This is a genomic window from Streptomyces hypolithicus, assembly GCF_052934925.1.
On sequence record NZ_CM128811.1, the window covers coordinates 2,836,668 to 2,861,407 of the forward strand.

The 24,740-nt window shown below is 68.9% G+C and carries 22 protein-coding genes and 1 pseudogene; 9 read left to right on the forward strand and 14 right to left on the reverse strand.

Going from position 1 to position 24,740, the window contains the following annotated elements; translation table 11 throughout:
- The first annotated feature begins 19 nt into the window (after window positions 1–19).
- Both ACU6WZ_RS13375 and ACU6WZ_RS13380 read left to right on the forward strand, forming a co-directional pair.
- Entirely contained in the window at window positions 20–850 is an 831-nt protein-coding gene (locus tag ACU6WZ_RS13375) for an IS5 family transposase (RefSeq protein ID WP_447029762.1), read from the forward strand.
- Window positions 847–1,287: a hypothetical protein gene (locus ACU6WZ_RS13380; RefSeq protein ID WP_447033479.1), complete on the forward strand. Its 441-nt coding sequence runs from the start codon at window positions 847–849 to the stop codon at window positions 1,285–1,287. The genes ACU6WZ_RS13375 and ACU6WZ_RS13380 overlap by 4 nt, the downstream gene beginning before the upstream one ends.
- Before the next feature lie 41 nt (window positions 1,288–1,328).
- Here the strand turns inward: ACU6WZ_RS13380 and ACU6WZ_RS13385 are convergent, their stop codons facing one another.
- The 5 genes from ACU6WZ_RS13385 to ACU6WZ_RS13405 form a co-directional block, all read right to left on the reverse strand.
- Window positions 1,329–1,964 (reverse strand): hypothetical protein, encoded by a 636-nt coding sequence (locus tag ACU6WZ_RS13385; RefSeq protein ID WP_447033579.1) that lies wholly within the window; start codon window positions 1,962–1,964, stop codon window positions 1,329–1,331.
- Window positions 1,961–2,353, reverse strand: coding sequence for an SseB family protein (locus ACU6WZ_RS13390; RefSeq protein WP_447033580.1), 393 nt, complete (start codon window positions 2,351–2,353; stop codon window positions 1,961–1,963). Before ACU6WZ_RS13390 ends, ACU6WZ_RS13385 begins: the two co-directional genes overlap by 4 nt.
- Before the next feature lie 225 nt (window positions 2,354–2,578).
- Entirely contained in the window at window positions 2,579–3,787 is a 1,209-nt protein-coding gene (locus ACU6WZ_RS13395) for an HTTM domain-containing protein (RefSeq protein ID WP_447033581.1), read from the reverse strand.
- A complete protein-coding gene (locus ACU6WZ_RS13400) occupies window positions 3,777–4,466 on the reverse strand; it encodes a DUF5819 family protein (RefSeq protein ID WP_447033582.1) in 690 nt (229 codons plus the stop codon). Before ACU6WZ_RS13400 ends, ACU6WZ_RS13395 begins: the two co-directional genes overlap by 11 nt.
- A gap of 161 nt (window positions 4,467–4,627) precedes the next feature.
- Window positions 4,628–5,992, reverse strand: a complete 1,365-nt coding sequence (locus ACU6WZ_RS13405) for an ice-binding family protein (RefSeq protein WP_447033583.1) — start codon at window positions 5,990–5,992, stop codon at window positions 4,628–4,630.
- A gap of 493 nt (window positions 5,993–6,485) precedes the next feature.
- Between ACU6WZ_RS13405 and ACU6WZ_RS13410 the strand changes: the two genes are divergently transcribed.
- Entirely contained in the window at window positions 6,486–7,646 is a 1,161-nt protein-coding gene (locus ACU6WZ_RS13410) for an IS4 family transposase (protein WP_447031609.1), read from the forward strand.
- Between the two features lie 969 nt (window positions 7,647–8,615).
- Here the strand turns inward: ACU6WZ_RS13410 and ACU6WZ_RS13415 are convergent.
- The gene (locus ACU6WZ_RS13415; RefSeq protein ID WP_447033585.1) at window positions 8,616–9,077 is read right to left on the reverse strand and encodes a BP74-related protein; all 462 of its coding nucleotides are present in this window, start codon (window positions 9,075–9,077) and stop codon (window positions 8,616–8,618) included.
- A gap of 182 nt (window positions 9,078–9,259) precedes the next feature.
- Between ACU6WZ_RS13415 and ACU6WZ_RS13420 the strand changes: the two genes are divergently transcribed.
- The 4 genes from ACU6WZ_RS13420 (at window position 9,260) to ACU6WZ_RS13435 (ending at window position 13,676) form a co-directional block, all read left to right on the forward strand.
- A complete protein-coding gene (locus tag ACU6WZ_RS13420; protein ID WP_447034021.1) occupies window positions 9,260–11,086 on the forward strand; it encodes an acyl-CoA dehydrogenase in 1,827 nt (608 codons plus the stop codon).
- 102 nt (window positions 11,087–11,188) lie between these two features.
- A complete protein-coding gene (locus ACU6WZ_RS13425; protein WP_447033587.1) occupies window positions 11,189–11,908 on the forward strand; it encodes a hypothetical protein in 720 nt (239 codons plus the stop codon).
- Between the two features lie 121 nt (window positions 11,909–12,029).
- Window positions 12,030–13,325 (forward strand): M18 family aminopeptidase, encoded by a 1,296-nt coding sequence (locus ACU6WZ_RS13430; protein WP_447033588.1) that lies wholly within the window; start codon window positions 12,030–12,032, stop codon window positions 13,323–13,325.
- A gap of 123 nt (window positions 13,326–13,448) precedes the next feature.
- The gene (locus ACU6WZ_RS13435) at window positions 13,449–13,676 is read left to right on the forward strand and encodes a DUF6458 family protein (RefSeq protein ID WP_447033589.1); all 228 of its coding nucleotides are present in this window, start codon (window positions 13,449–13,451) and stop codon (window positions 13,674–13,676) included.
- Between the two features lie 93 nt (window positions 13,677–13,769).
- Here ACU6WZ_RS13435 and ACU6WZ_RS13440 read toward each other — a convergent pair whose 3' ends face one another.
- Window positions 13,770–15,566 carry an NHL domain-containing thioredoxin family protein gene (locus tag ACU6WZ_RS13440; protein ID WP_447033590.1) on the reverse strand — a complete coding sequence of 599 codons (1,797 nt, stop codon included), beginning with the start codon at window positions 15,564–15,566 and terminating at the stop codon, window positions 13,770–13,772.
- A 116-nt stretch (window positions 15,567–15,682) separates the two neighbouring features.
- On the opposite strand from ACU6WZ_RS13440, the pseudogene ACU6WZ_RS13445 reads away from it, so the two are divergent.
- Window positions 15,683–16,243 (forward strand): annotated as a pseudogene (locus ACU6WZ_RS13445) (Uma2 family endonuclease); the annotation flags it as partial.
- Between the two features lie 16 nt (window positions 16,244–16,259).
- On the opposite strand, the gene ACU6WZ_RS13450 reads toward ACU6WZ_RS13445, so the two are convergent.
- On the reverse strand, window positions 16,260–17,036 hold the full coding sequence (locus tag ACU6WZ_RS13450; RefSeq protein ID WP_447033592.1) for a carbon-nitrogen family hydrolase: 777 nt from the start codon (window positions 17,034–17,036) through the stop codon (window positions 16,260–16,262).
- Window positions 17,037–17,244: 208 nt separating this feature from the next.
- Between ACU6WZ_RS13450 and ACU6WZ_RS13455 the strand changes: the two genes are divergently transcribed.
- A complete protein-coding gene (locus ACU6WZ_RS13455; RefSeq protein ID WP_447033593.1) occupies window positions 17,245–18,069 on the forward strand; it encodes a maleylpyruvate isomerase family mycothiol-dependent enzyme in 825 nt (274 codons plus the stop codon).
- A gap of 43 nt (window positions 18,070–18,112) precedes the next feature.
- Here the strand turns inward: ACU6WZ_RS13455 and ACU6WZ_RS13460 are convergent, their stop codons facing one another.
- The 6 genes from ACU6WZ_RS13460 to pdhA form a co-directional block, all read right to left on the reverse strand.
- Window positions 18,113–19,414 (reverse strand): MFS transporter, encoded by a 1,302-nt coding sequence (locus ACU6WZ_RS13460; RefSeq protein ID WP_447033595.1) that lies wholly within the window; start codon window positions 19,412–19,414, stop codon window positions 18,113–18,115.
- A complete protein-coding gene (locus ACU6WZ_RS13465) occupies window positions 19,411–20,091 on the reverse strand; it encodes a GntR family transcriptional regulator (RefSeq protein ID WP_447033597.1) in 681 nt (226 codons plus the stop codon). The genes ACU6WZ_RS13460 and ACU6WZ_RS13465 overlap by 4 nt, the downstream gene beginning before the upstream one ends.
- Before the next feature lie 120 nt (window positions 20,092–20,211).
- The gene (locus tag ACU6WZ_RS13470) at window positions 20,212–20,847 is read right to left on the reverse strand and encodes a hypothetical protein (RefSeq protein WP_447033598.1); all 636 of its coding nucleotides are present in this window, start codon (window positions 20,845–20,847) and stop codon (window positions 20,212–20,214) included.
- Between the two features lie 243 nt (window positions 20,848–21,090).
- The gene (locus tag ACU6WZ_RS13475; RefSeq protein ID WP_447033600.1) at window positions 21,091–22,563 is read right to left on the reverse strand and encodes a dihydrolipoamide acetyltransferase family protein; all 1,473 of its coding nucleotides are present in this window, start codon (window positions 22,561–22,563) and stop codon (window positions 21,091–21,093) included.
- 14 nt (window positions 22,564–22,577) lie between these two features.
- Window positions 22,578–23,570, reverse strand: coding sequence for an alpha-ketoacid dehydrogenase subunit beta (locus tag ACU6WZ_RS13480; RefSeq protein ID WP_447033601.1), 993 nt, complete (start codon window positions 23,568–23,570; stop codon window positions 22,578–22,580).
- Window positions 23,571–23,573: 3 nt separating this feature from the next.
- Complete coding sequence (pdhA, locus tag ACU6WZ_RS13485; protein ID WP_447033603.1) at window positions 23,574–24,722, reverse strand: pyruvate dehydrogenase (acetyl-transferring) E1 component subunit alpha; 1,149 nt, start codon at window positions 24,720–24,722, stop codon at window positions 23,574–23,576.
- Between the last annotated feature and the right edge of the window lie 18 nt (window positions 24,723–24,740).

Here is a 24,740-nt window from a genome sequence, read left to right on the forward strand (position 1 = left end):
GGTTCGCTTGGGTGGCGGGATGAGTGGTCGCAATCCGTACCCGAGTGATCTCACCGACGAGCAGTGGAAGTTGATCGAGCCCGTGATCAGCGCCTGGAAGGCCGAGCACCCCTCGGCCACCGGCCATCAGGGCAAATACGCGATGCGGGAGATCGTCAACACGATCCTCTACCAGAACCGCACCGGCTGTCAGTGGGAGTACCTGCCGCACGATCTGCCGCCGAAGAGTGCGACGTACTACTACTTCGCCGCCTGGCGTGACGACGGCACCGACCAGAGCGTTCACGACCTCCTGCGCTGGCAGCTGCGCGAGAGCCGGAAGCGATTAGCCGACCCGAGTCTGGTGGTCCTGGACACCCAGAGCATCCACGCGGCCGTCGGCGTCCCGGCCGACACGACGGGCAAGGACGCTTCGAAAAAGGTGCCGGGCAGGAAGAGATGCCTGGCCGTGGACGTGTTGGGCCTCGTCGTCGAGGCCGCCGCCCTGCCGGCGTCCGCGCACGACAACGCTGCCGGCATCGCCCTGCTGAACGGTGTGGCCGCGCAGACCGACACGGTGCGCAAGGCCCTGGTCGACCAGGGCTTCAAGAAGAGCGTCGTCGACCACGGCAAGACTCTCGGCATCGATGTCGAGATCGTCGAGCGCAACCCGGCCGAGAAGGGCTTCGTCCCGCAGGCCAAGCGGTGGATCGTGGAACAGACGAACGGGATCTTGATGTTCTACCGCCGTCTCGTGCGTGACTACGAACACCGGCTCGCCTCCTCCCGCTCGCGGGTGTTCTGGGCGATGACGTCGGTCATGGCCCGCCGCCTCACCGGCATCACCCTCCCCTCCTGGAGGGGCGCGTGAGTGAGATCCTCCAGGTCGAGGCCGTACTGGCCTACGTCGAGGTCCGGATGAGCGAAGTCTCCGAGCAGGCCGGACGGCTCCGGGACCAGATCGCCGAACTCACCGCCCGCCTCTGCGAGTTCGACACCGAGAGCGAGAATCTGCAGATCACCCGCAAGACCCTCCTCAGCCTCCCCGCACCGGCACCGGCACCGGCACCGGCACCGGTCGACGATCCACCCCGCGCCGAGGTGCCGGAACACCCCGCCTACCAGCAGATCCTCACGGTCCTCGCCGACACCGGCCATCCGATGCGGGCCCGCGACATCTGCGAGGCCCTCGACCTTCCGATCCTGCCGAAGAACACCGAGGGCATCCGCTCCAAGCTGAAACGCCTGGTAACCCGCGGTATCCTCACCGAGCCCGAGCCCGGCTTGTTCACCCAGCCCCGCCCCTGAGCACCAGCCCACCCCACCGAGCAGGGCACCTCACCCAGACCTCATCGCGAATCGGGCATCACGGCGCGAACCGCACTCTCAGTCAACTGAGTATGCTTCTGCTCGGGTTCGGGCGCGCCGTCCCACTGCCATTCGGTGTCGTCCTGCCACCCGTTCCACGGCGACGTCTCGAAGTCCTCCGCCACCTGATCGTCGGCTTCGTTTTTCGCCTTCTCGGCCTCCAGGAAGGACTCCCCGCTGTAGTCCGCGTCCATCACATGGCCGACCGCGTTGCCCATGAGCATCGTCTCCTTCACGGACTGCCCCTCGATCTCCTCCTGAGAGGCGTACGGGTTGCCGCCGACCTGATTCCACACCGTCTTGAACGTGTTCGCGACATACCGTTCCTGGTCGTGGTACATCCCGGCGGACAGGCCGAGCCCGACCGCGAAGTTGTTGGCGTCCTGCATCAGGGTGCGTACTCCCGAGCCCCACCGGTCGCAGAACTCCGCGAAGATCTCCTGCAGGGGTCCGTCGCCCAACTCCAGCCCTGCCAGCTCCAAACGGCCGAAGCCCCGCCCCTGATTCGCATCGATGTCGAACCCGAGCTCCTTCAGCTCATCCATCGCCAGATTGATGCCCTTGGTGATCTCACCCAGTGACTCGGTATCCGCTCGGTACCCGCCCCCGTCACTCATACCGCAGCACCCTCCACACCGAGCGCCACCGCGTCCGGCACGTCCCCGGCCACCGGCGGCAGCACCATCCCCGCCGGACTTCCCACGTCCACCGCGACACCCACAGGCCCACCGATATCCGGAATCACCTGGTCAAGAAGCCGGGCCCCGAACGCCGCCACCCACTCGTCAATGACTTCGCCGCGCTGCCCGGCGAAAACCTCCAGCGCCTCCACACTCGTGAAAGCGAACAACCACCGAACCGGGCCCGTCGCCACCGACAGCAACCCCCCGTCCACCACCGGCACCAGCACCTCACTGCGCCGGAACTCCCCTACCAACGCCCGCAGATCCCCCGCACCGGTCCCCGCCAGATCCGCCAACCGCAAGGCCAGCGCCTCAGCACGCATACCCGCCAACCCCGTTGCTCATTGCCTACGCGAACCTTCAACCTAACGGACGGGTCCGACAGCCCTCCAACGACGTCGGACACCGGTCGCTCGACGTGGCGGAAAAGAGCCAGGACCCGGCAGCACGACGGTCTGGTGCTGGCTGCGCGACACATGACTACGGGCCACCGCCAACCCGCGACCGACTGTGGCGGCTGTCCTGCATCAGCAGAGCGATGGCGTCTGTCAGCTCCGCTCGGTAGTGAGCGTGGTGTCTTTCTGCTCTGCCAGATTGGCTCGGTGCTTGGGGCCCGCTGCGCCGGGCCTGCCCTGCGAAGGGACGGATCCGGATGCTGCCGCCGGCCCGGGTGTCGGCATCCGCATGCCGGTCCGCTGTGCGGCGCGTCGGCACAGGCGAGGCAGGAAGGCGTAGAAGCGGTCGGGAAGGAACACGGCGTCCGCAATGATCATCGCGCCGGAGAAGAGGGGCAGCCCCAGGAGTACCGCGATACCGATGTGCATACCCAGCAGCAGGACGAGTACGGGGTACTTCAGCCTGCCGAAGAGCACGAACGGGAAGGCGACCTGAAGGAGCACCGTCATGTAGCCGGCGATCGCGATCGGGAGCGGGAACTCGTCCACGAGGTGCGAGAGCGCGGGCCAGGGCTGGAAGAGTTCGAGGTTCAGAACGTAGTGGAGAGCGGTGCCGCTGCCCCAGGAAGCGCCCTGGACCTTGTACAGGCCGGTTGATCCGTAGAGGAAGCAGACCTGTGCCGCGATGACGAAGATGCCGCAGTTGTGCACCACGGTGACTGAGGTGGTGCGGGCGTCGCGGAGTTGCTGTGCGGTGAAGCTCCTCACCGGTTCCGGCACGTCGCCCGCACGAGCTGCTTTGAGCCGGTTTCTGCGTGCGTCCAGGGACCAGCGCCGACCGCACGCGGTGAGGACGAGGTAGACAGCCATCAGCAGGACCAGGTTGTCGCCCCCGTCCGTCATGAAAATCGAGCGGGCATGGAACGAGATCACCACGACGGCGAAGAGGACGGACATGACTCGGGTTCGCCAGCCCAGCATGAACAGGGCGGACGTGACGAGGGCCATGGTGTAGCAGAGTTCGAAGTAGGCCCGGCTGTCGGACAGGGTCAGGATGCTGTTCCACCCCGTCTGTTCGAAGAGCTGTCGCGCCAACGCGGGTGTCCACGGGGAGCCAGGGCCCCAGATCTCGTCGCGGTGCGGGAACTCGCGCAACAGAAAGACCAGGTAGAGCAGTCCGTAGCCGATCCGCAGCACCGACGCGGCGTACAGGGACACCGGCCGGTCGGTCACAAGGTCCCACAGAGCGCGGATCCGGTCGACGGTCCACTGCGCGGCGCCGGCAGACACACTCTCCTGCCCCGTTGGCCGTTGGGGCGTTGGTGTCGTGGGGGCAGTCTGAGGGGTCTGCTCATTTCCCATGGGCGGTCACCTTCCACCAGGGCAGAAGTCGGTTCTCGGTGGGCGTCGGCGGGTGGCTGCCGGTTGCGGCGTCGGCTGCGGGGACGGGCTGTACGACGACGCGAAGCTGAATGAAGTCGAATGTGCCGCCGTTGTGGGCGGCGACGCGGTCCGCAGCGATGTTGCTCAGGTACTTCTGGATCATCACGGCGCGTTCCGTGCGCGCCTTGTCATCTCCTCCGTGTGTTTCGGTGTAGGAGGTCCAGGCGCGGCGCAGAAGGTTCTGCGCCGTGTGGCTCGGGAACACATTGTGCTCGACTGCGGAATTGTCCACAGCAGTTAGGTCGAACCAGGTGCTCACCTTGACAGATCCGTCGGAGCGCGTGTGTGCGGTTCTCACCAGAATTTGCCGGTTTACAGAGTCGGGGTCCGGGGCGAAAAGGCGCCAATTCTGTTCGAAGTAGGGGTACACCCATGCGTTGATCGCCGGGCTGTACCGCTTCGAGACGGTGTTGGCGGGCGCCACATGAAGGAACACCAGAACAACATGGACGAGGGTCGTGACCAGACACAGAAGCACGACGGTGCGCAGCCCTGCCTTCAGTACACGGGCACCCAACTGCCGCCTGCCGGAGGCGACCACTTCGTCATGACATTCCTGCGGGGCCGGACCGGAATCGGACTGCTGAAGTTCCTTCACGTCCGCTGCTCTAATTCCGCTCGACACCGCCCACCCTGTCTTTCCATTTCAGCTACTCGCGCCTGACATTTTTCTGACTGTCACCGATGGTGCACGGCGGATCCGATGAGGGTTCCGCCGTGCACCATCATTCGATGAGCGGGCTTACGGCAGTGTGCTGCCTAGCCCTCGTGGCTCACGGGCTTGTCGCCGTAGCCGTAGCTGTGGCTGTAGACGTCAGGCTCGTCACCGTGGTTCGGCTTCCCGGGCGCTTCCTCGTGCCCATGGCCAGGCTTGCCACCGTGGTCCGGCCCGCCCGGCTTGTCGTGATGGCCAGGCCAACCGGGCTTGTCGTGATGGTCCGGCTTACCCGGCTTACCCGGCTTACCGCCGTGCCCGCCGGTGGTGTTCCCGGCGCTGTTGCCCTGCGTGTTCCCGCCAGTGGTGTTCCCGGCGGTGTTGCCCTGCGTGTTCCCGGCGGTGTTGCCCTGCGTGATCCCGGCGGTGTTGCCCTGCGTGATCCCGGCGGTGTTGCCGGAGATGCTCCCCGAGGTGCTTCCGCCCACGATGCCGACGATGGGTCCGCCCAGGACGCCGCCACTGATCAGACCCCCTGTGGTTCCACCGTTGGTCGTGCCAGTCGTGGTTCCGGTGGTCGTGCCAGTCGTGGTTCCGGTGGTGGTGCCAGTCGTGGTTCCGGTGGTGGTGCCAGTCGTGGTTCCGGTGGTGGTGCCAGTCGTGGTTCCGGTGGTGGTGCCAGTCGTGGTTCCGGTGGTGGTGCCGGACGTCGTTCCACCGGTGGTGGTCGCGCACCCGCCGAGGAAGATCCTGTTGGTGTCGAGCGTCACGGCGCCGTTACGGGCCAGTGCACGGCCCTCAATGTTCGTCCCCGTGGTCACGCTGATCGAGGTCAGAGCCATGATCGTGCCCACGAAGGTGGAGTTGGTGCCGAGCGTGGCCGAACTACCGATCTGCCAGTACACGTTGCACGCCGAAGCGCCGTTCGTGAGGAGTACCCGGCTGGAGGATGCTGTCGTCAGGGCTTCAGGAATTTGGAACACCCAGACGGCGTTGGGGTTGCCCCCGGCGTTCAGGATCAGGTCGCCGTTGAGTCCGACACCGGATACAGCAGTGTGGACGCCTGGCAGCAGCGTGTCGCCATTGCCGATTCCCGCCGGAAGCGCGAAGTCTGTGGCCTGGCCGGCCGCGTTGTTGTACGCCTGGACCAGGTCGGACTTGGCCTGTTGTGCGACAGCGTCCGCAGAATGTACGGTGCCGCGCACCTCGCCGGGCGGGAACCCGCTGATGGCTGTCCCCGGGTGCACTCCAAGGTCGTGGTCGATCACGGAGGGTCCGGTGTTGGTGACCTCCGAACCTGCCAGAACGGAGAAACTGGCGGCTGTGCCCAGAGGTACGGGTGTCGCGATGGCCAGCGCCTGTGTCGGCGTCACCGCGACCATTACGGCGGCAACCGTTGCGGCGAGAGCCGAGGCCAGCCAGCCGGACAAGGTGCGGCGCTGAGCCGCTTGAGGAATCTTCCGCTTCATCGAAAGGCCATTTCCTGTGGGGGCCGTGGCCTACCGGGCCCTACAGATCGCCCGGGAAGCCTTTACTGTGTTGCTGGCATATTAAGTCAGAAAAATCTTCTGCGTGCCAGAAATAACCAGGGTAGACCGAAATTCAACGACGCAAAGTCCGATGAAAATATGCGAATACACATTGCCGATCGTCCGAAATTTCCACCGAATGCGCAGCGCTCGATTAACTCATATGGGGCAGTACCGCCCACTGCCCGTAAGTCCAACCCGGACACACTTGGAGAAGAGCCGCCAGCCAGGTGATCTCAAGAACTCGCCACACGGCGGGCGTGGCGATCAATGCGATTCCACTCACCTAGATCCTGCCTTGCAGCAGCAAGGCGCGTCGTATCCACTCTTCGTCGCGTTCGGCCGCACGAGCGAGGTGCCGACGCAACCACGCTGCCTCCGCCGTCTCGTCGCAATGGTCATGAGTTAACGCTCCAGGTGCGATGATCTTTGGGTGGAGCGAGTTGAGGGTGCGGTCGCAGGGCGGCTGACGGATGACGTGTCGATCGGGCTGCTGGCGACGGTGTTTCCGGAGGAGGCGGTGCAGGCCGCGGTGGACGAGGCTGGGGCGCGTGAGGAGCGGACCCGTTCGTTGCCATCGAAGTTGATGATGTATCTGGCTATGGCGTTGTGGCTGGAGCCGGGCAAGGGGTATGTGCGCACGCTGCGGGGCTTGCTGGAGGGGCTGCGGTGGTCGCGGGGTGGCTGGGACGGTTACCGGGTGCCCAGCGACGGGGCGATCTCTCTGGCCCGCTACCGGCTGGGGGAGGCACCGCTGCGGAACCTGTTCGACGAGGTCGCCGCACCCGTCGCGGATGAGCGGATGCCGGGGGCGTTCTGGCGGGGTCTGCGGCTGATGGCGGTGGACGGGACGGTCTTCGACCTGCCCTCCGGCCGGCACAACGAGGCCGCCTTCGGCGTGCCGTCCGGCGGTAGCCGTCCGCAGGCCCGCCTGGTGGCGCTGGCGGAGTGCGGCACCCTGGCCCTGGCCGGGGCGGCTTTCGACTCCATCGAGGTCGGCGAACGGGCCCTGTTCGAGCGCCTGCTGGACCGGCTGGGTCCGGGCATGCTGCTGCTGGCCGACCGGGGCTTTCCGTCCTACGACCTGTACACGGCCGCCGCCGCGACGGGTACCGAACTGCTGTGGCGCGTCTCAGCCTCCTTCGCCCTGCCCGTCAGGAAACGCCTGGCCGACGGCACCTACCTTTCCGAGCTGCGCGGTACCAGGCGCTCGGAGCGTGTGCCGGTGCGGGTCATCGAGTACAGCGTGGCCGACGACGACGGGGTCAGCGAGGTGTTCTGCCTGATCACCACCCTGCTGGACCCCGAGGCAGCCCCGGCACTCGAACTGGCCCGCAACTACGCGGAAAGGTGGTCGGTGGAAGTCCTGTTCAAGCTGGTCAAGGTCGACCTGCGGACCAGTGGCGGCGTCCTGCGTTCGGGTAAACCCGAGGGCGTACGCCAGGAGTTGTGGGCCCTGCTCTGCGTCTACCAGGCCCTGCGCACTCTGATCACGAAGGCCGCCGTGATCGCGGGTGTCGACCCGGCCCGCATCAGCTTCCCGCCCGTCCTGGACGCCGTCAAAAGCTCCGTGCGGACGGCCTTTTCCCCCTGACCTCCTCGCGAAGGCCCTGCGCTTCTTCATAGCCGACCTCCCCGACATGCTCATCCGCGAACGCCCCAAGCGCACCGCGCCCCGAACCACGAAGCGCCCCCATCTGAGCTACCGAACCCGCAGCTCAACCGACCCTGGAACCCGCCACGTCACCCGCACCATCGTGCTCCACCAGCTGACGCCCGATCCGGATTAACTCATGGTCATTGCGTCTCGTCGGGTGTGAGGTGAGCCCGCGCCACACGGGTCTCTACAGCAAACGGCTCTGTCGCAGATTCGGTGGTGACGGAGTGCGATGTCAGCCGAGCAGGATCCGGCGGCGCAGGAGGGGGAAGTCGGCCGCCCGTACATCTGATGCTTGATCAGTTGCGTCTTGTCGCTGACGCCTTCTGGTGCCGCCGTTGTGATGGGGCAGGGTGAGTCCTGCGTTGACGAGCTCGAAGCCAGGTCGGCCAGCGTCTCAGCCTTGCGGTCGGGCAGCACGCCGATGCGCTGATTGGTCTCGGCGTCGATGAGGACGGTGGCGTAGGAGCGACGCTTGCGTAGGGAGAACTCGTCCACGCCGAGGACCCGCGGCGTGGAAGCGGGCGGCAGCGGCAGCGCCATGAGCGTGTGCAGCGCCGTGAACCGGGAGACCGTGCCGCCATCGCCCGCAGGGTGCGCGAGGCAGCTCGTCCAGCCAACTCCTTGACCACGGCTGCGATTTCCCTGGCCAGGCGGACGGTCCGGCGCTGGTAGCGCTCCAGCAGCCCGGGGATCTGCTCGCGAAAGGCACCCGCCACGCGAGACCGACAGCGACGACTCCGGCCAGGGCCTCGCCATACTCGGCGCCGTATCGCTGCGCTGGGGGCGTGAGCCAGGGGGCCGTGAGAGACGGTCTGGTGCGGGCCGCGCGTCACATGACTGCGGGCCACCGGCCAACCCCGTGCGACGGGGCCGGGCAGTGGCGCGAAGGGTGCGTGGCGCGCGTTACGGCGCGGGGACCTCGCGGATCAGCTTCGAACCCCAGGGGCAGCAGTAGTGGCCGGGCAGGAACGCGCCGCCCACCTCGTCAAGGTGGTCCTCCACGTAGGCAAGCGTGGCGTCGCACACCTCGATGGCGACGTCGAAGAAGCTGACCGTTGACGGATCGAAGTGGAAGCTCCAGTTCGGGTTGTACGGGGCCCCGTCCGTCTTGATCTTCCCAAGGACGTGGGTCCTGCTCGTCTCCTTGCCGCTCAGGATGCCCCTGGCCTGCTGGATCTTGGCCGGATCGTCGAGCTTGAGGATCGCCGTATCGCTGCTGTAGTCGGTGAACTCGAAGTACGCCGATCCAGCCGCTACGCGCTGCTCCGGAACGTCGGCCTGGTCCGCCTGGGCGGGCTGGGCCATCGTGAAGGCGAGCGCGGCGACCGCCGCGAGGCTGCCGACCTTGGTGAAGAGACGTCGCACGGGTCCTTCTGATGCATAACGGGTCATGATCATCACGACCTCCGCCACGCAAGGTAATCGGAGGACCACTTGCAGCTGCCAGCGACACGCATCACAAATAGTCGGATAGGGGTTGCTCTTATTACCGGCGGGTAGCATCATCGTAGTTACTTGCTGGTATGCGTTACGAGAGGGCCGTCGCCATGGGGCACTACAAGTCGAATCTCCGCGACATCGAGTTCAACCTCTTCGAGGTGCTCGGCCGCGACAAGCTGTACGGCACCGGCCCGTTCGCGGAGATGGACGTCGAGACCGCCAAGAGCATCCTCGACGAGGTCTCCCGTCTCGCGGAGAACGACCTGGCCGCCTCCTTCGAGGACGCCGACCGTAACCCGCCGGTCTTCGACCCGGCGACCAACACCGCCCCCGTCCCCGCGTCCTTCAAGAAGAGCTACCAGGCCTTCATGGACAGCGAGTACTGGCGTCTCGGCCTCCCCGAGGAGATCGGCGGCACCACCTCGCCCCGCTCGCTGATCTGGGCGTACGCGGAGCTGCTGCTCGGCGCCAACCCGGCGGTCTGGATGTACTCCTCGGGCCCGGCGTTCGCCGGCATCCTCTGGGAAGAGGGCAACGAGGCGCAGAAGAAGATCGCGCGGATCGCCGTCGACAAGCAGTGGGGCTCGACGATGGTCCTCACCGAGCCGGACGCCGGTTCGGACGTCGGCGCGGGCCGCACGAAGGCGGTCCCGCAGGAGGACGGCTCCTGGCACATCGAGGGCGTGAAGCGCTTCATCACGTCCGGCGAGCACGACATGTCGGCGAACATCCTCCACTACGTCCTGGCGCGCCCCGAGGGCGCCGGCCCCGGCACCAAGGGCCTGTCGCTCTTCCTCGTCCCGAAGTTCGAGTTCGACTGGGAGACCGGCGAGCTGGGCGAGCGCAACGGCGTCTACGCCACGAACGTCGAGCACAAGATGGGCCTCAAGGCCTCCAACACCTGCGAGATGACGTTCGGCGACCAGCACCCCGCCAAGGGCTGGCTGATCGGTGACAAGCACGACGGCATCCGCCAGATGTTCATGATCATCGAGTTCGCCCGGATGATGGTCGGCTCGAAGGCCATCGCGACCCTGTCGACCGGCTACCTGAACGCGCTGGAGTACGCCAAGGAGCGCGTCCAGGGACCCGACCTGGCGAACTTCATGGACAAGACCGCGCCGAAGGTCACCGTCACGCACCACCCCGACGTCCGCCGCGCGCTCATGACGCAGAAGGCGTACGCCGAGGGCATGCGCGCCCTGGTCCTGCACACCGCGTCCGTCCAGGACGAGATCGCCGTGGCGGAGGCCACCGGAGCCGACGCCTCCGCGCTCGTCGCCATGAACGACCTGCTGCTGCCGGTCGTCAAGGGCTACGGCTCCGAGAAGTCGTACGAGCAGCTGGCGCAGTCGCTCCAGACGTTCGGCGGCTCCGGGTACCTCCAGGAGTACCCGATCGAGCAGTACATCCGCGACGCCAAGATCGACACGCTGTACGAGGGCACCACCGCGATCCAGGGCCAGGACTACTTCTTCCGGAAGATCGTCCGCAACCAGGGCGCGGCGCTGAACTCGCTGGCCGAGGACATCAAGAAGTTCCTCGCGGTCGGCACCGGCGGCGATGACCTGGCCGGGGCCCGCGACACGCTCGCCAAGGCGGCCGTGGACCTGGAGGCGATCGTCGGCGCCATGCTGACCGACCTCGCGGCCACCGAGCAGGACGTCAAGTCGATCTACAAGGTCGGTCTGAACACGACCCGGCTGCTGATGGCCTCCGGTGACGTGATCGTCGGATACCTGCTGCTCAAGGGCGCGGCCGTGGCCGCCGAGAAGCTGCCGACCGCTTCCCCGAAGGATGTGCCGTTCTACACGGGCAAGATCGCGGCGGCGAAGTTCTTCGCGGAGAACGTCCTGCCGGGTGTCGGCGTGGAGCGCGCGCTGGCGGAGTCCGTCGACCAGTCCCTGATGGAGCTGGACGAGGCGGCGTTCTAAAGCCCTCCAAAGCTTTCTCCACTCCTCCGGCAGCGGGTCGGGCACCTTCCTTGCGGGAAGGAGCCCGGCCCGTTGTCAGTGGAGCGTGCGACTCTGGTCGGTATGAGCTCGTACTCCAGGCAACCCCGCAACGGCGGCTACTCCGTCCCGGCCGGCCGGCCGTACACGCTGACCGAGCTGCGCGGAAAGCTCGGCTCGGTGGGCGACCAGATCAGCGACCTCTACGACGGCTCCCACCCCATGGAGTACGAAGCGGTCGCCGACACCCTGTACGTCGCCTTCAAGACCGCCGCCGAGCTCGCCCCGGTCAAGAGCCACACGGGCTGCCCGCTCCACCCCGCCGGCGCCACCGACCCCGAGGCACCGGCCGGCTGGGGGCGGTGCCTGCTGTGCAACGACCGCCGCCGCCGCGGCGAGCGAAGCGTCCCCGCCCCGGCCGAGCAGCGCCGCCTCGGCTACCCCGTGCCGGACCCGCCGTACACCCTGGACGTACTCAAGGGGCACCTTCAGAGCGTCAACGACCGGGCGTTCAGCGTCACCTTCTCCTCCCCCGCCGAGGAGTTCGTCGAGCTCGCGGACACCCTGCACCGCGCGTTCATCGTGGCCCGCGAGCTCTCCCGGCCGCGCAACGCGTCGGGCTGCTCCGAGCACCCCGGCTCCCCCATCGACCCCACCGCACCGCCCGGCGAAGGCTGTCTGTTCTGCGTCGGCAGGCGCCGGCAGCAGCAGCGGCGGCCGGGCGCACCGCAGATGCTGCCGCAGCTGCGCCGGGGCGAACGCCGGACGATACAGCGGCGCTTCGAGCGCCCCCCCGGGCTCTGACGGGCCCTGATGGGCCTCTACGGGGCTCTGCTGGGCTCCGAAGGGCCCTCGAACTCGGGGGCGGTGCGAGGTGTCCCACCTCCGGGGCGGGCGGCACGGGCCCGTGGCTATGGTGAGCACCATGCGCGCATCCCCCCGCTTCGACCGCGGCCACACCGACGACCTCATGTCCTTCCTGGCGGCCTGCCCGTCGCCGTACCACGCCGTGGCCAACGCGGCGGAGCGACTGGACAAGGCCGGCTTCCGGCAGGTTCTCGAAACCGAGGCATGGGACGCGACGACCGGCGGCAAGTACGTGCTGCGCGGCGGCGCCATCATCGCCTGGTACGTGCCCGAGGACGCGCGGGCGAGCACCCCCTTCCGGATCGTCGGCGGGCACACCGACTCCCCGCACCTGCACGTCAAGCCGCTGCCCGACATGGGCGCGCACGGCTGGCGGCAGATCGCCGTCGAGATCTACGGCGGGACGCTCCTCAACACCTGGCTCGACCGCGACCTGGGCATCGCCGGGCGCCTGACGCTGCGCGACGGCACGTACCGGCTGGTGAACATCGACCGGGCGCTGCTGCGCGTACCCCAACTGGCCGTTCACCTCGACCGGTCGGTGAACACCGACGGCCTCAAGCTCGACAAGCAGCGGCACATGCAGCCGATCTGGGGCCTCGGCGACGTACACGAAGGGGACTTGATCCGCTTCCTGGAGGACGAAGCGGGCCTCGCCCAGGGCGAGATCGCCGGCTGGGACCTGATGGCGCACAGCATCGAGCCGCCCGCCTACCTGGGCCGCGACCGCGAACTGGTGGCCGGGCCGCGCATGGACAACCTGATCTCGGTGCACGCCGGTGTCGCCGCGCTCACGGCCGCCAGTACGCAGGAGGGCCCCCTCACCCACATCCCCGTGCTCGCCGCCTTCGACCACGAGGAGAACGGCTCGCAGTCCGACACCGGCGCCGACGGACCGCTGCTCGGCACCGTCCTGGAACGCTCGGTGTTCGCGCGGGGCGGCAGTTACGACGACAAGGCGCGCGCCTTCGCCGGCACGATCTGCCTGTCGTCCGACACCGGTCACGCCGTACACCCCAACTACGCGGAGCGCCACGACCCGACGCACCACCCGCGCGCCAACGGCGGCCCGATCCTCAAGGTCAACGTCAATATGCGGTACGCCACGGACGGCAGCGGCCAGGCCGTGTTCGCGGCGGCGTGCGAGAGGGCGGGGGTCCCGTGGCAGACCTTCGTGTCGAACAACTCGATGCCGTGCGGCACCACGATCGGCCCGATCACCTCGGCCCGGCACGGCATCCAGACCGTGGACATCGGTGTCGCCATCCTGTCGATGCACAGCGCCCGCGAACTGTGCGGCGCCGACGACCCCTACCTGCTGGCGAACGCGATGACGGCCTTCCTGGAAGGCTGACCGGAAGGCTGGCCGGAAGGCTGGGGAGACTGAATCGCACTCAGGTGCGTGGGTCTTGAAGGGCCGGGTAAGCGAAGGACTACACCGGCTCGGAACATCCGGGCGCACAAGGAGGCGGGTTTCATGGGACTGGGAGGATTCATTCTTCTCATCGCGGGCGGAGCGGTACTCACCTTCGCCACCGACTGGGAGCTGGAGAGCGTCAACCTCGACCTGGTCGGGGTGATCATGATGCTCGTCGGAGTCGTCGGAGTCGCGGTCTTCGCCAGCGTCGCCAAGCGCCGGCGCGCGGTCGTCTCGCAGCCGACCACCACCGTCGTGACCGAAGACGACCGACGCGACCGCTTCTGACCAGCTGACGACCAGCCACGGAGCAGCTTCTGACCAGCTGCCGAGCTGCTCCTGGTCTGCTTCTGGTCTGCTTCTGTCTGGATCTGCTGCTCCTCAGTCGTCCATTCCCGCCAGCACGAGCGGCAGCCGGGACGCCCCCTCCGCGCTCACGCGCAGGGGGACACCCCAGTCCTGCTGGTGGACATGGCAGGCGGGGTACTCGTTCGCGGGGTCGTCGTCGCAGGACGCGGCCATCGCCGACACATGCAGCACGCCCTCGGTGATCTCCGGGTGCAGCTCAAGCTCACGGCTCAGGTCGGTTCCGGCGCCCTCGCCGCCCACCAGCAGCTCCGGTGGGGTCGCGGAGACCAGTAGCCGGGTCGAGGGGCCGTACCGGGTGTCCAGCTTCTGACCGGCGGGCGCCTGGAAGACCACGTCCAACCGCAGCCTGCCCGGGGCCACTTCGGTCGCCGCGCGCTGCGTGCGGTGGGCGACCGCCTCGACGCGTACCGCCTCCTCCGGCAGCCGCAGCCGGGTCAGCCGGTGCCGGGCGGACTCCACCACGACGATGTCGTCCCCCACGAGCACCGCGCCGCTGGGCTCCCTCAAGTCGGTGGCGAGCGTCGTCACTTGCCCGCTCACCGGGTCGTAGCGCCGCAGCGCGTGGTTGTACGTGTCGCTGACCGCCACCGAACCGTCGGGCAGCGCGGTCACCCCGAGCGGGTGCTGGAGCAGCGCCTGCTCCGCCGCCCCGTCCCGGTGCCCGAAGTCGAACAGGCCGGTCCCGACGGCGGTGTGCACCACCAGTTCGGTGTCGACGTACCGCAAGGCGCTCGTCTCCGAGTCCGCCACCCACAGCCGCTCCCCGTCCGCGCTCACCGCGAGCCCCGACGGCTGCGCGAACCACGCCTCGGCCGCCGGTCCGTCCACCAGCCCCTCGTTGGTCGTCCCGGCGGCGACCTGGACGGTCCCCGCCTCGGGGTCGTACGTCCACAGCTGGTGCACGCCGGCCATCGCGATCCACACCCTGCCCTGCCACCAGGCGACGTCCCACGGCGACGACAGGTCGACCTCGCGGGCCGGCCCCGCCGTGGGAGAACCCTGCCACCACTGGCTGCCGGTGCCCGCGACGGTCTCGATCGCGCCGCTCTCGGGGTCGTACGTGCGCAAGCGATGGTTGACGGTGTCGGCCACGACGACCCGCCCGTCCGGCAGCAGCGCGAGCCCCTGCGGCTCCTTCAACTCCCCGTCGCCGACGCGGCGTACGACGCTCTCGCCGTCGGCGGCCAGCTCGACCAGCTGATGGCGAGTGGTGTCCGAGACCAGGAAGTTCCCCGAGCCGGGCAGCAGCAGCGCCTTGCCGGGGAAGCGAAGGTCGGTGGCGACCGGCTCGGGCGCGACATACGGCCCGTCCCCCCGCCGCAGCGTCCCCTTCGCCTCGTGCGCCGCCTCCAGCTCCTCGACGAGCTTCGCGATGGCGTGCGCGTGGCCCTCACCGGCGTGCTGCGCGACGACGTACCCCTCGGGGTCGACCACGACCAGCGTCGGCCATGCCCGCACGGCGTACTGCTTCCACGTCGTGAGCTCGGGGTCGTCGAGCACGGGGTGATGCACGCCGTACCGCTCCACGGCGTCCACGACGGCCTCGTGCTCGGCCTCGTGCACGAATTTCGGGGAGTGCACCCCGATGATCACCACGGTGTCGCGGTGCTTCTCCTCCAGCTCCCGCAGCTCATCGAGGACATGCAGGCAGTTCACGCAGCAAAATGTCCAGAAATCCAGCAGAACGATCTTTCCTCGCAGGCCGGAGAGGGTCAGATCGTCTCCGCCGGTGTTCAGCCAGCCCCCCTTGCCGATCAGCTCGGGGGCACGGACACGGGCGCGGCGCGGGGTGGGCGAGGAAGCGTTCATGCAGTCCAGGGTGCCATCCCCGTCGTACACACTCACGAGTGACGGTGGGCTGCGGCGAGGACGCGGCGGGTTCCGTCGTGGGACCGTGGATGCGGCAGCAGGAAGGAGCACACCAGATGGCCACCGTGCACGAGTACACCGAAGGCATCGAAGGCATCGACCCGGAACGCGCCTTGAAGTACGCCGTCCAGAGGGTCCGGGGCAATCGGGCAGAGATCATTGAGGGGATCGTCTAGTCCATGCCACCGACCTGGGACCACGAGCGGGCCACGAAATTGGTCCGCCGCCAGATCGAAACCCGAGTGGACGAACTGGGCTGCGCCGAAGGATCAGGGAACCTGGACCTGCCCGGGTCGTCCAACTGGTGCGTACCGGACATCGCCGTGGTCCCCGAGGCTCTCGCGAAAGGCGGGGGCGCGCTCCTGCCGGACCAGACGCTCCTCGTCGTGGAGGTCACCTCGGAGTCCAACGCCGAGACCGACCCCGTCGTCAAACGCAAGCGATACGCCGAGTACGGTGCGCCGCTCTACCTCCTCGCCGACCGCGTCGAGCAGACCATCACCCTGTTCTCGCAACAAGCCCGCCTGGGCTACACCCGCGTCGGAGGCCCCCACCCCTTCGGCACCCCCGTGCAACTCCCGGCCCCGTTCGACCTGACCCTCGACACGAGCGACCTGTACGCCCCGCCGCTCTCTACCGCAGGCGGCGGTCCTTCAGGGCCGGGAACTGGTCGCGGGTCGACGTCACCTTCGCCGGGTCGAGGTTGACGGTCAGGACCTCCTCCGCCACGCCCGCCTCGGCCAGCACCTCGCCCCACGGGTCGACGACGATGCTGTGCCCCGCCTGCTCGACCCCCGCGTGGGTGCCGGCGGTGGAGCAGGCCAGGACGTACGCCTGGTTCTCGACGGCGCGGGCACGGGCCAGCAGCGTCCAGTGGTCGCGGCGGCGCGCGGGCCAGCCCGCCGGTACGACGAACGCCTGCGCGCCGGCGTCCACGAGGCCGCGGAACAGCTCGGGGAAACGCAGGTCGTAGCAGGTGCCGAGGCCGAAGGTGAACCCCTCGGCCTGCACCGTCACCAGCTCCTCGCCCGCGTTCATCAGCACCGCCTCGCCCTTGTCGAAGCCGAAGCGGTGGATCTTGCGGTACGTGCGGACCAGCTCGCCGGCGGGGGAGAAGACCAGCGACGTGTTGTAAAGGGGCCCGTCGGGGTCACGCTCGACGACCGAGCCGGCGTGCAGCCACACGGCCGCGTCGCGCGCCGCCCCGGCCATCACGTCGTACGTCGGGCCCTCAAGGGGCTCGGCCTCCTCGACGAAGGACTCGTACGCGAACGCGCCGGTCGGCCAGAGCTCGGGGAGGACCACCAGGTCGGCCCCGCGCTGTTCACGTACGAGCGAAGCCACCCGCACGCGGCGGGAATTGACCGATTCGTCAGGGTCTACTGCGATCTGGATGAGGGAGGCGCGCACACTACCACCGTCCTGGCATTCGAGCCGTCAACACGGGCCTACGATCGTCACACCAAAGCACTGCCAGGGTGCCACGGGGCAGCGTAACTTAGCGTGGGAGCCTCCCACGCAGCCCAGCAGCCCAGCAGCCGTCAGTCAGCCAAGCCCAGCACGCCCAGCCCGCACCAGCCAGCCCGCGCCACCGCCACTGAACCGCACGAGGGGTCCCGTGACCGTCCATCCCAGCCTCCAGACATACGCCGACGCCTGGACCCACTCCATCGAAGCGATATCCGAGCTGGTGACGCCGCTCGTCGAAGGTGAGTGGAACCGCCGTACGCCATGCCCCGGCTGGTCGGTGCGCGACATCGTCTCGCACGTCATCGGCATGGAGTGCGAGATGCTCGGCGACCCGCGGCCGATCCACACGCTGCCGCGCGATCTCTACCACGTGTCCTCGGAGTTCGCCCGGTACATGGAGATGCAGGTCGACGTACGGCGTCACCACACCGCGCCGGAGATGACGTCCGAGCTCGAATACACGATCATCCGCCGCGCCCGTCAGCTCCGCAACGAGACCCGTTCCCCCGACACCACGGTCCGCGCCCCGCTCGGCGCCGAGCAGACCCTGGAACTGGCGCTGCGGATGCGGGCGTTCGACACCTGGGTCCACGAGCAGGACCTGCGCGCCACGCTCGGTGTGCCCGGCAACCTCGACTCGCCCGGCGCGCTCGTCACCCGTGACGTCCTCGTCCAGGGGCTGGGGAAGGTCGTGGCGAAGGAGGCGGGAGCACCCGCGAACTCCGCGGTCGTCCTCGACGTGCACGGCCAGGTCGAGTTCATGCGCACCGTGCGCGTGGACGCCGAGGGCCGCGGCTCCGTCGACGGCACGCCGTCGCTCGGCCCGCTCGCGACGATCGGCCTGGACTGGGAGACGTACGTACGCCTGGCCTGCGGGCGGGTGCGGTACGGCGCGGTGGCCGACCACATCAAGGTCGAGGGCGACCAGGCGCTGGCGGACGCGATTCTCCGCAACTTCGCGGTCACGCCGTAACCCGTCCCCCCAGCCCCCGGGCCCCGGGACCCCAGACCCGGCCTCACACCGGGACGTGCACCGCCTCGACGCGGCTGGCGACCAGCCGGTCCCGCTCCCGGCGGGCCGTCCGCTTGCGCAGACGGAGGATCTGCGTGACGCCGAGCGCCTCCAGCACGAAGACTGAGGCGAAGGCGATCCGGTAGTTGTCACCGGTCGCGTCCAGCAGCACGCCCACCGCGAGCAACGTCGTCATCGAGGCGACGAAACCACCCATGTTGACGATCCCGGACGCGGTGCCTTGACGCTCCGGCGGGTTGGCGGGGCGGGCGAAGTCGAAACCGATCATCGAGGCGGGCCCGCAGGCGCCGAGTACCGCGCACAGCGTGACCAGCAGCCACATCGGGGCGCGGTCGCCCGGGTGGGAGATCGTCGCCGCCCACAGCAGCGCGGTCGCCCCGACGGTGGTGAGGGCCAGCGGCCCGCGCGCCGCGCCGTGGCGTGCGACGACCTGCCCGTACACAAGCCCCAGCACCATGTTGGACAGCACGACCAGCGTCAGCAGCTCACCGGCCGTCCCCCGCGACAGCCCCTGCGCCTCCACCAGGAACGGCATCCCCCACAGCAGCAGGAACACCATCGCCGGGAACTGCGTCGTGAAGTGCACCCACATCCCGAGCCGCGTCCCCGGCTCGCGCCAGGCGGCGGCGATCTGCCCCCGGACGTACGCCGCTCCCGCGTGCTCCGCCGGCGCGGGCTCGTGGCCCTCGGGATGGTCCCGCAGGAACAGCAGCAGCAGTACGAGCACCAGTACGCCGGCCAGCGAGCTGCCCGCGAAGGTCGCCGTCCACCCGACGCCGTGCAGCATGCGGGCGACGACGAGGGTGGACACGAGATTGCCCGCCATCCCGCACAGCGCCGCGATCTGCGCGATCAGCGGCACTCGCCGGGCGGGGAACCAGCGGGCACCAAGCCGCAGTACGGCGATGAACGTCATCGCGTCACCGCAGCCGAGCAGCGCCCGGGCGGCCAGCGCCATGCCGTACGACGGCGACAGAGCGAACCCGAGCTGCCCGAGAGTGAACAGCACGACTCCCAGGGCCAGGACCTTCTTCGTGCCCCAGCGGTCGACCATCAGTCCGACGGGTATCTGCATCCCCGCGTACACGAGCAGTTGGAGGATGGAGAACGTCGACAGTGCGGAGGCGTTGACGTCGAACCGGTCGGCGGCGTCGAGCCCCGCGACACCCAGGCTGGTACGGAAGATGACGGCGACGAAGTAGACGGCGACGCCGATGCCCCAGACAGCGGCGGCGCGCCGGCCGCCGGGCGGGTCGCCGGGCACGGCCGCGGGCGCGTCGCTCACCGGTCCTCACCCCGGACCAGCACCTTGACCCGGCTCACGTGGCGCCGCACGCACTGCGCGGCGGCCTCCGCGTCTCCGGCCCTGATGGCTTCGAGCATCTCCGCGTGCTCGGTGATGTTCTTGGCGATGCGGTCGGGGTGCGCCTCCATGATGGTGACGCCCATGCGCAGCTGCCGGTCGCGTAGCTGGTCGTACAGCCGGGAGAGGATCTGGTTGCCCGCGTTGCGGACGATCTCGGCGTGGAAGCACCGGTCGGTCGCGGCGACCTCGGCGAGGTCTCCCTCCTCGGCGCGCCGTTTCTGCTCCGCCAGCAGCCCTTCGAGCCGGGAGACGAGGGCGGGCGAGGCGGGTACGGCGCGGCGTACGGCGAACTCCTCGACCAGCAGCCGGGTCTCGACGACGTCCGCGATCTCCTGGGCGGAGACGGCGAGGACGAGAGCGCCCTTCTTCGGATACAGCTTGATGAGCCCCTCGACCTCCAGCCGCAGCAGCGCCTCGCGCACCGGCGTCCTGGACACGCCGACGGCGTCGGCGAGGTCCCCTTCGGTCAGGAGGGTGCCGCCCTCGTAGCGCCGGTCGAGCACCCCCTTCTTGATGTGGGCGTAGACGCGCTCGGCGGCGGGCGGCTGCTTGACGGGCGCGTGGGACACGGGCGGTACGGGGAGTGCGACAGGCATGCGCACAGCTTAGATACAACAGGGGTGCCACCTGAACCCGCGTCCGCATCCCGGAACGGGGCGCGGACACGGTGGCGGGACACGGTCCGGTCGCGGGCGGATCAGGTCGGGTCGTACGGGTCAGTACGGGCTGGGGGAGCTGTAGAGGCTCTCCGGGCTGTCCGGGATCCGGTGGTACGGCGGCATGGCCTCGTGGCGGCGGTGCCGGCCCGCCTGACCGAGGTCACCCGAGGGCGATCTCGGGCTGAGCCGGCCCTCGGCGGCCAGCACCTGGGCCCGCGTCAGCAGGGTTCGGGAGTTGATGCCGAGCTCCTCCGCGACGGCCTGGAGGTCGAGCCCGGACTGCCAGCTCCACTGGAGCACCGAATCCATACCGGCCGACCAGGTCACCGCGTCGTCGGCAGCCGAGGCCGTCGGCATGAGCGGCGGGGCACCCGGGACGGGCACGGTGACCGATTCCGTCCGGGGGCCGGGGACCGGTGGCGGGACGTGAGCCGCTTCCGGCTCCGGCTCCGGCCAGTTCAGCGCGGTCGCGTGCGGTGGCGCCGTGGCCTCCGCGGCGGGTGTGAGCAGCTGGTTGGCGACGGTCCTGGCATGATCCTTGCCGACGGTGCGGCGGGCGACCCGCACCTCTCGCTCGGGCAGACCCATCAGGTCGGCGACAGCGGCGTCACTGCCCACGGTCACGGCGAACGCGGCCAGGGTCCTGGTCCGGTCCGCGTTGGCCTCGTCAAGGGCGGACTGCGCTTGACGCACTCGTTCGTCGTTGCAGCAGAACGCTTCGGCGAGAAGCGTGTTGCGATCCCAAAGTTCACGTGGCTCCACGCACGCATCAACGTTTCTGCCTGCGTCACGTCACCGGGTGCGACCAAACCTGACTTAAGGGGGTTTATCGCATATTCAACCAATCCGCCGAGCCGGGCCGGGTCGTACGGGCGGACGACAGAGCCCCGCCACCCCCACGGCTGGGATGGACGGGGCTCCGGCGGACGCGTCGGCTCAGGCCCAGGTGATCAGGCGCTTCGGCTGCTCCAGGATGGCCGCGACATCGGCCAGGACCCGCGAGCCCAGCTCGCCGTCGACCAGGCGGTGGTCGAAGGACAGCGCGAGGGTGGTTACCTGACGGGGCTTCACCTTGCCCTTGTGGACCCACGGCTGGAGCTTGATCGCGCCGACCGCGAGGATCGCGGACTCGCCCGGGTTCAGGATCGGCGTGCCCGTGTCGACGCCGAAGACGCCCACGTTGGTGATGGTCACCGTGCCACCCTGCATCGCCGCCGGGGACGTCTTGCCCTCGCGGGCCGTCCCGACCAGCTCACCCAGCGAAGCGGCGAGTTCCGGCAGGGTCTTCGCCCCGGCATCCTTGATGTTCGGGACGATCAGGCCGCGCGGGGTGGCCGCCGCGATGCCCAGGTTCACGTACTCCTTGCGCACGATCTCCTGGTTCGGCTCGTCCCAGGCCGCGTTGACGTCCGGGTTGCGCTTGATCGCCACCAGGAGTGCCTTGGCGACCAGTAGCAGCGGGTTGACGCGCAGGCCCGCCATCTCCTTGTCGGACTTCAGCTCCTCGACGAGCTTCATGGTGCGCGTGATGTCGAAGGTGATGAACTCCGTGACATGCGGGGCGGTGAACGCGCTGTTCACCATGGCCGACGCGATGGCCTTGCGTACGCCCTTGATGGGGGTACGCGTCTCCCGCAGCGCCCCGCTGACGGCGGCCCGCTCGGCAGCGTCGGGAGCGTCGGCGGCCTGCGGTCCGGGCGTCACCGGCGCCGCGGCCACCGACTCCGCGGCCACCGCCGGGGCGACCGGCGCCGGCGCGGCCGCCGCGTGGACGTCCTCGCGGGTGATGATCCCGTCGGGGCCGCTCGGCGTGATGGTGGCCAGGTCGATGCCGAGGTCCTTGGCGAGCTTGCGGACCGGCGGCTTGGCCAGCGGACGCGACCCCGGAACAGACGCCGGGGCCGACACGCTGTGGCCGTTGAGTTCGGCCTGGACGGCCGCCGCGACCGCCGCGGTCTGCACAGCCGCCGTACCCTTGCGGGCCCGGCGCTTCGTGGAGGCCTCGGAGACGCCGTAGCCGACCAGCACCGGCTGGCGGGCGGCGGGCTTCGCCTCCTCCGCGGGCGCGGGTTCAGGGGCGGGAGCCGGGACGGGGGCCGCCTCGGGCTCCGGTGCGGGAGCGGCCTCCTGGGCCGGACCCGACCCCGGCGCCACGTCCACCGTGATGATCGCCTGGCCCACGTCGACCGTCACGCCCTCGCCGAACCGCAGTTCGTGCACCACGCCGTCGTACGGAATCGGCAGCTCGACCGCCGCCTTCGCCGTCTCGACCTCGCACACGACCTGGCCGTCGGTGACCGTGTCGCCGGGCTTGACGTACCAGGTGAGGATCTCGGCCTCGGTGAGTCCCTCGCCCACGTCGGGCATCTTGAACTCGCGGTAACGCTGGGACGTGGAAATTTCAGTCATCGTCACGGCTCTCCTCAGTACCCAAGCGAGCGGTCGACGGCGTCGAGTACCCGGTCGAGTCCCGGCAGGTACTCCTCCTCCAGGCGCGCCGGCGGATACGGGGCGTGGAAGCCGCCGACCCTCAGCACCGGCGCTTCCAGGTGGTAGAAGCACCGCTCCGTGATGCGAGCGGCGATCTCCGCGCCCGAACCGTAGAAGACCGGCGCCTCGTGCACCACGACCAGCCGGCGGGTCTTCTCGACCGACGTCTGGATCGTGGCGAAGTCGATCGGGGACATCGAGCGCAGGTCGAGGACTTCGAGCGACTTGCCCTCCTCGGCCGCCGCCGCTGCCGCCTCGGTGCAGACCTTCACCATCGGACCGTATGCCGCGAGGGTGAGGTCCGATCCCTCCCGGACGACCCGCGCCGTGTGCAGAGGACCGGGGATGGCCTCGGTGTCGACCTCGCTCTTGTCCCAGTAGCGCCGCTTCGGCTCAAAGAAGATCACCGGGTCGTCGCTCTGGATGGCCTGCTGCATCATCCAGTACGCGTCGGCCGAGTTGGACGGCGAGACGATCTTCAGACCGGCGACGTGCGCGAACAGCGCCTCCGGCGACTCGCTGTGGTGCTCGACCGCGCCGATGCCGCCGCCGTACGGAATGCGGATGACGACCGGCATCTTGATCGTGCCGAGCGAGCGGGCGTGCATCTTCGCGAGCTGCGTGACGATCTGGTCGTACGCCGGGAAGACGAAACCGTCGAACTGGATCTCCACGACCGGCCGGTAGCCCCGCAGGGCCAGGCCGATCGCGGTGCCGACGATGCCGGACTCGGCGAGCGGGGTGTCGATGACCCGCTCCTCGCCGAAGTCCTTCTGGAGGCCGTCGGTGACCCGGAAGACACCGCCGAGCTTTCCGACGTCCTCGCCCATGATCAAAACCTTGGGGTCGGTCTCCAGGGCCTTGCGCAGCGACTCGTTGATCGCCTTCGCGAGGGGAAGTTTCTGCACAGTGTTCGGTACGGACATGGCTTACTTGCCCTCCTCGGCGAAGGACGCCTGGTAGGCGGCGAACTGCGCCCGCTCCTCGTCGACCAGGGCGTGGCCGTCCGCGTAGACGTTCTCGAACATCGCCATCTGGTCCGGGTCGGGCATCGCCCGCACCGCCTCGCGGACCCGCTTGCCGAGGGTCTCGCTCTCGCTCTCCAGCTCCTCGAAGAACACCTTGTCGGCGAGGCCCTCGTTCTCCAGGTACGTCCGCAGGCGCAGGATCGGGTCCTTCGCCTCCCACGCCTCGCGCTCCTCGTCGGCCCGGTACTTCGTCGGGTCGTCGGAGGTGGTGTGGGCGCCCATGCGGTACGTGAAGGCCTCGACCAGCGTCGGCCCCTCACCCCGGCGCGCGCGCTCCAGCGCGTCCCGGGTGACGGCCAGGCAGGCGAGGACGTCGTTGCCGTCGACGCGCACGCCCGGGAAACCGAAGCCCTGGGCGCGCTGGTAGAGCGGTACGCGGGTCTGCTTCTCGGTGGGCTCGGAGATCGCCCACTGGTTGTTCTGGCAGAAGAAGACGACCGGGGCGTTGTAGACCGCGGCAAAGGTGAACGCTTCGGCGACATCGCCCTGGCTGGACGCGCCGTCGCCGAAGTACGCGACGACCGCTGAGTCCGCGCCGTCCTTGGCGACACCCATGGCGTAACCGGTCGCGTGCAGCGTCTGCGAGCCGATCACGATCGTGTACAGGTGGAAATTGTTGGTGCTGGGGTCCCAGCCACCGTGGTTCACGCCACGGAACATGCCCAGCAGATTGGTCGGGTCGACGCCCCTGCACCAGGCCACACCGTGCTCGCGGTACGTCGGGAAGACGTAGTCGTCGTCGCGCAGCGCACGGCCTGATCCGATCTGGGCGGCCTCCTGGCCGAGCAGCGAGGCCCACAGGCCCAGCTCGCCCTGGCGCTGCAGCGAGGTCGCCTCGGCGTCGAAGCGGCGGGTGAGCACCATGTCCCGGTACAGGCCGAGAATCTCGTCCGGGGTGAGGTCGATCGCGTAGTCCGGGTGCTCGACGCGCTCGCCCTCGGGGGTGAGCAGCTGTACGAGCTCCGGCTCGGAACGCTGGGGTTTCTTGGCGCTGACGCGCTTGGTGCTGCTGCGTCGTGGCTTACGCGCGGCAGTGCTCTCCACGGTCACGTGCGTGCTCCTCCGTCT

What these genes read in the sequence shown, in the direction of transcription:
- ACU6WZ_RS13375 (WP_447029762.1), top strand. Translation starts at nt 20, where the DNA reads ATGAGTGGTCGCAATCCGTACCCGAGTGATCTCACCGACGAGCAGTGG.
- ACU6WZ_RS13385 (WP_447033579.1), bottom strand. Translation starts at nt 1,964, where the DNA reads ATGAGTGACGGGGGCGGGTACCGAGCGGATACCGAGTCACTGGGTGAG.
- ACU6WZ_RS13390 (WP_447033580.1), bottom strand. Translation starts at nt 2,353, where the DNA reads ATGCGTGCTGAGGCGCTGGCCTTGCGGTTGGCGGATCTGGCGGGGACC.
- ACU6WZ_RS13395 (WP_447033581.1), bottom strand. Translation starts at nt 3,787, where the DNA reads ATGGGAAATGAGCAGACCCCTCAGACTGCCCCCACGACACCAACGCCC.
- ACU6WZ_RS13405 (WP_447033583.1), bottom strand. Translation starts at nt 5,992, where the DNA reads ATGAAGCGGAAGATTCCTCAAGCGGCTCAGCGCCGCACCTTGTCCGGC.
- ACU6WZ_RS13420 (WP_447034021.1), top strand. Translation starts at nt 9,260, where the DNA reads ATGGGGCACTACAAGTCGAATCTCCGCGACATCGAGTTCAACCTCTTC.
- ACU6WZ_RS13425 (WP_447033587.1), top strand. Translation starts at nt 11,189, where the DNA reads ATGAGCTCGTACTCCAGGCAACCCCGCAACGGCGGCTACTCCGTCCCG.
- ACU6WZ_RS13430 (WP_447033588.1), top strand. Translation starts at nt 12,030, where the DNA reads ATGCGCGCATCCCCCCGCTTCGACCGCGGCCACACCGACGACCTCATG.
- ACU6WZ_RS13435 (WP_447033589.1), top strand. Translation starts at nt 13,449, where the DNA reads ATGGGACTGGGAGGATTCATTCTTCTCATCGCGGGCGGAGCGGTACTC.
- ACU6WZ_RS13440 (WP_447033590.1), bottom strand. Translation starts at nt 15,566, where the DNA reads ATGAACGCTTCCTCGCCCACCCCGCGCCGCGCCCGTGTCCGTGCCCCC.
- ACU6WZ_RS13465 (WP_447033597.1), bottom strand. Translation starts at nt 20,091, where the DNA reads ATGCCTGTCGCACTCCCCGTACCGCCCGTGTCCCACGCGCCCGTCAAG.
- ACU6WZ_RS13475 (WP_447033600.1), bottom strand. Translation starts at nt 22,563, where the DNA reads ATGACTGAAATTTCCACGTCCCAGCGTTACCGCGAGTTCAAGATGCCC.
- ACU6WZ_RS13480 (WP_447033601.1), bottom strand. Translation starts at nt 23,570, where the DNA reads ATGTCCGTACCGAACACTGTGCAGAAACTTCCCCTCGCGAAGGCGATC.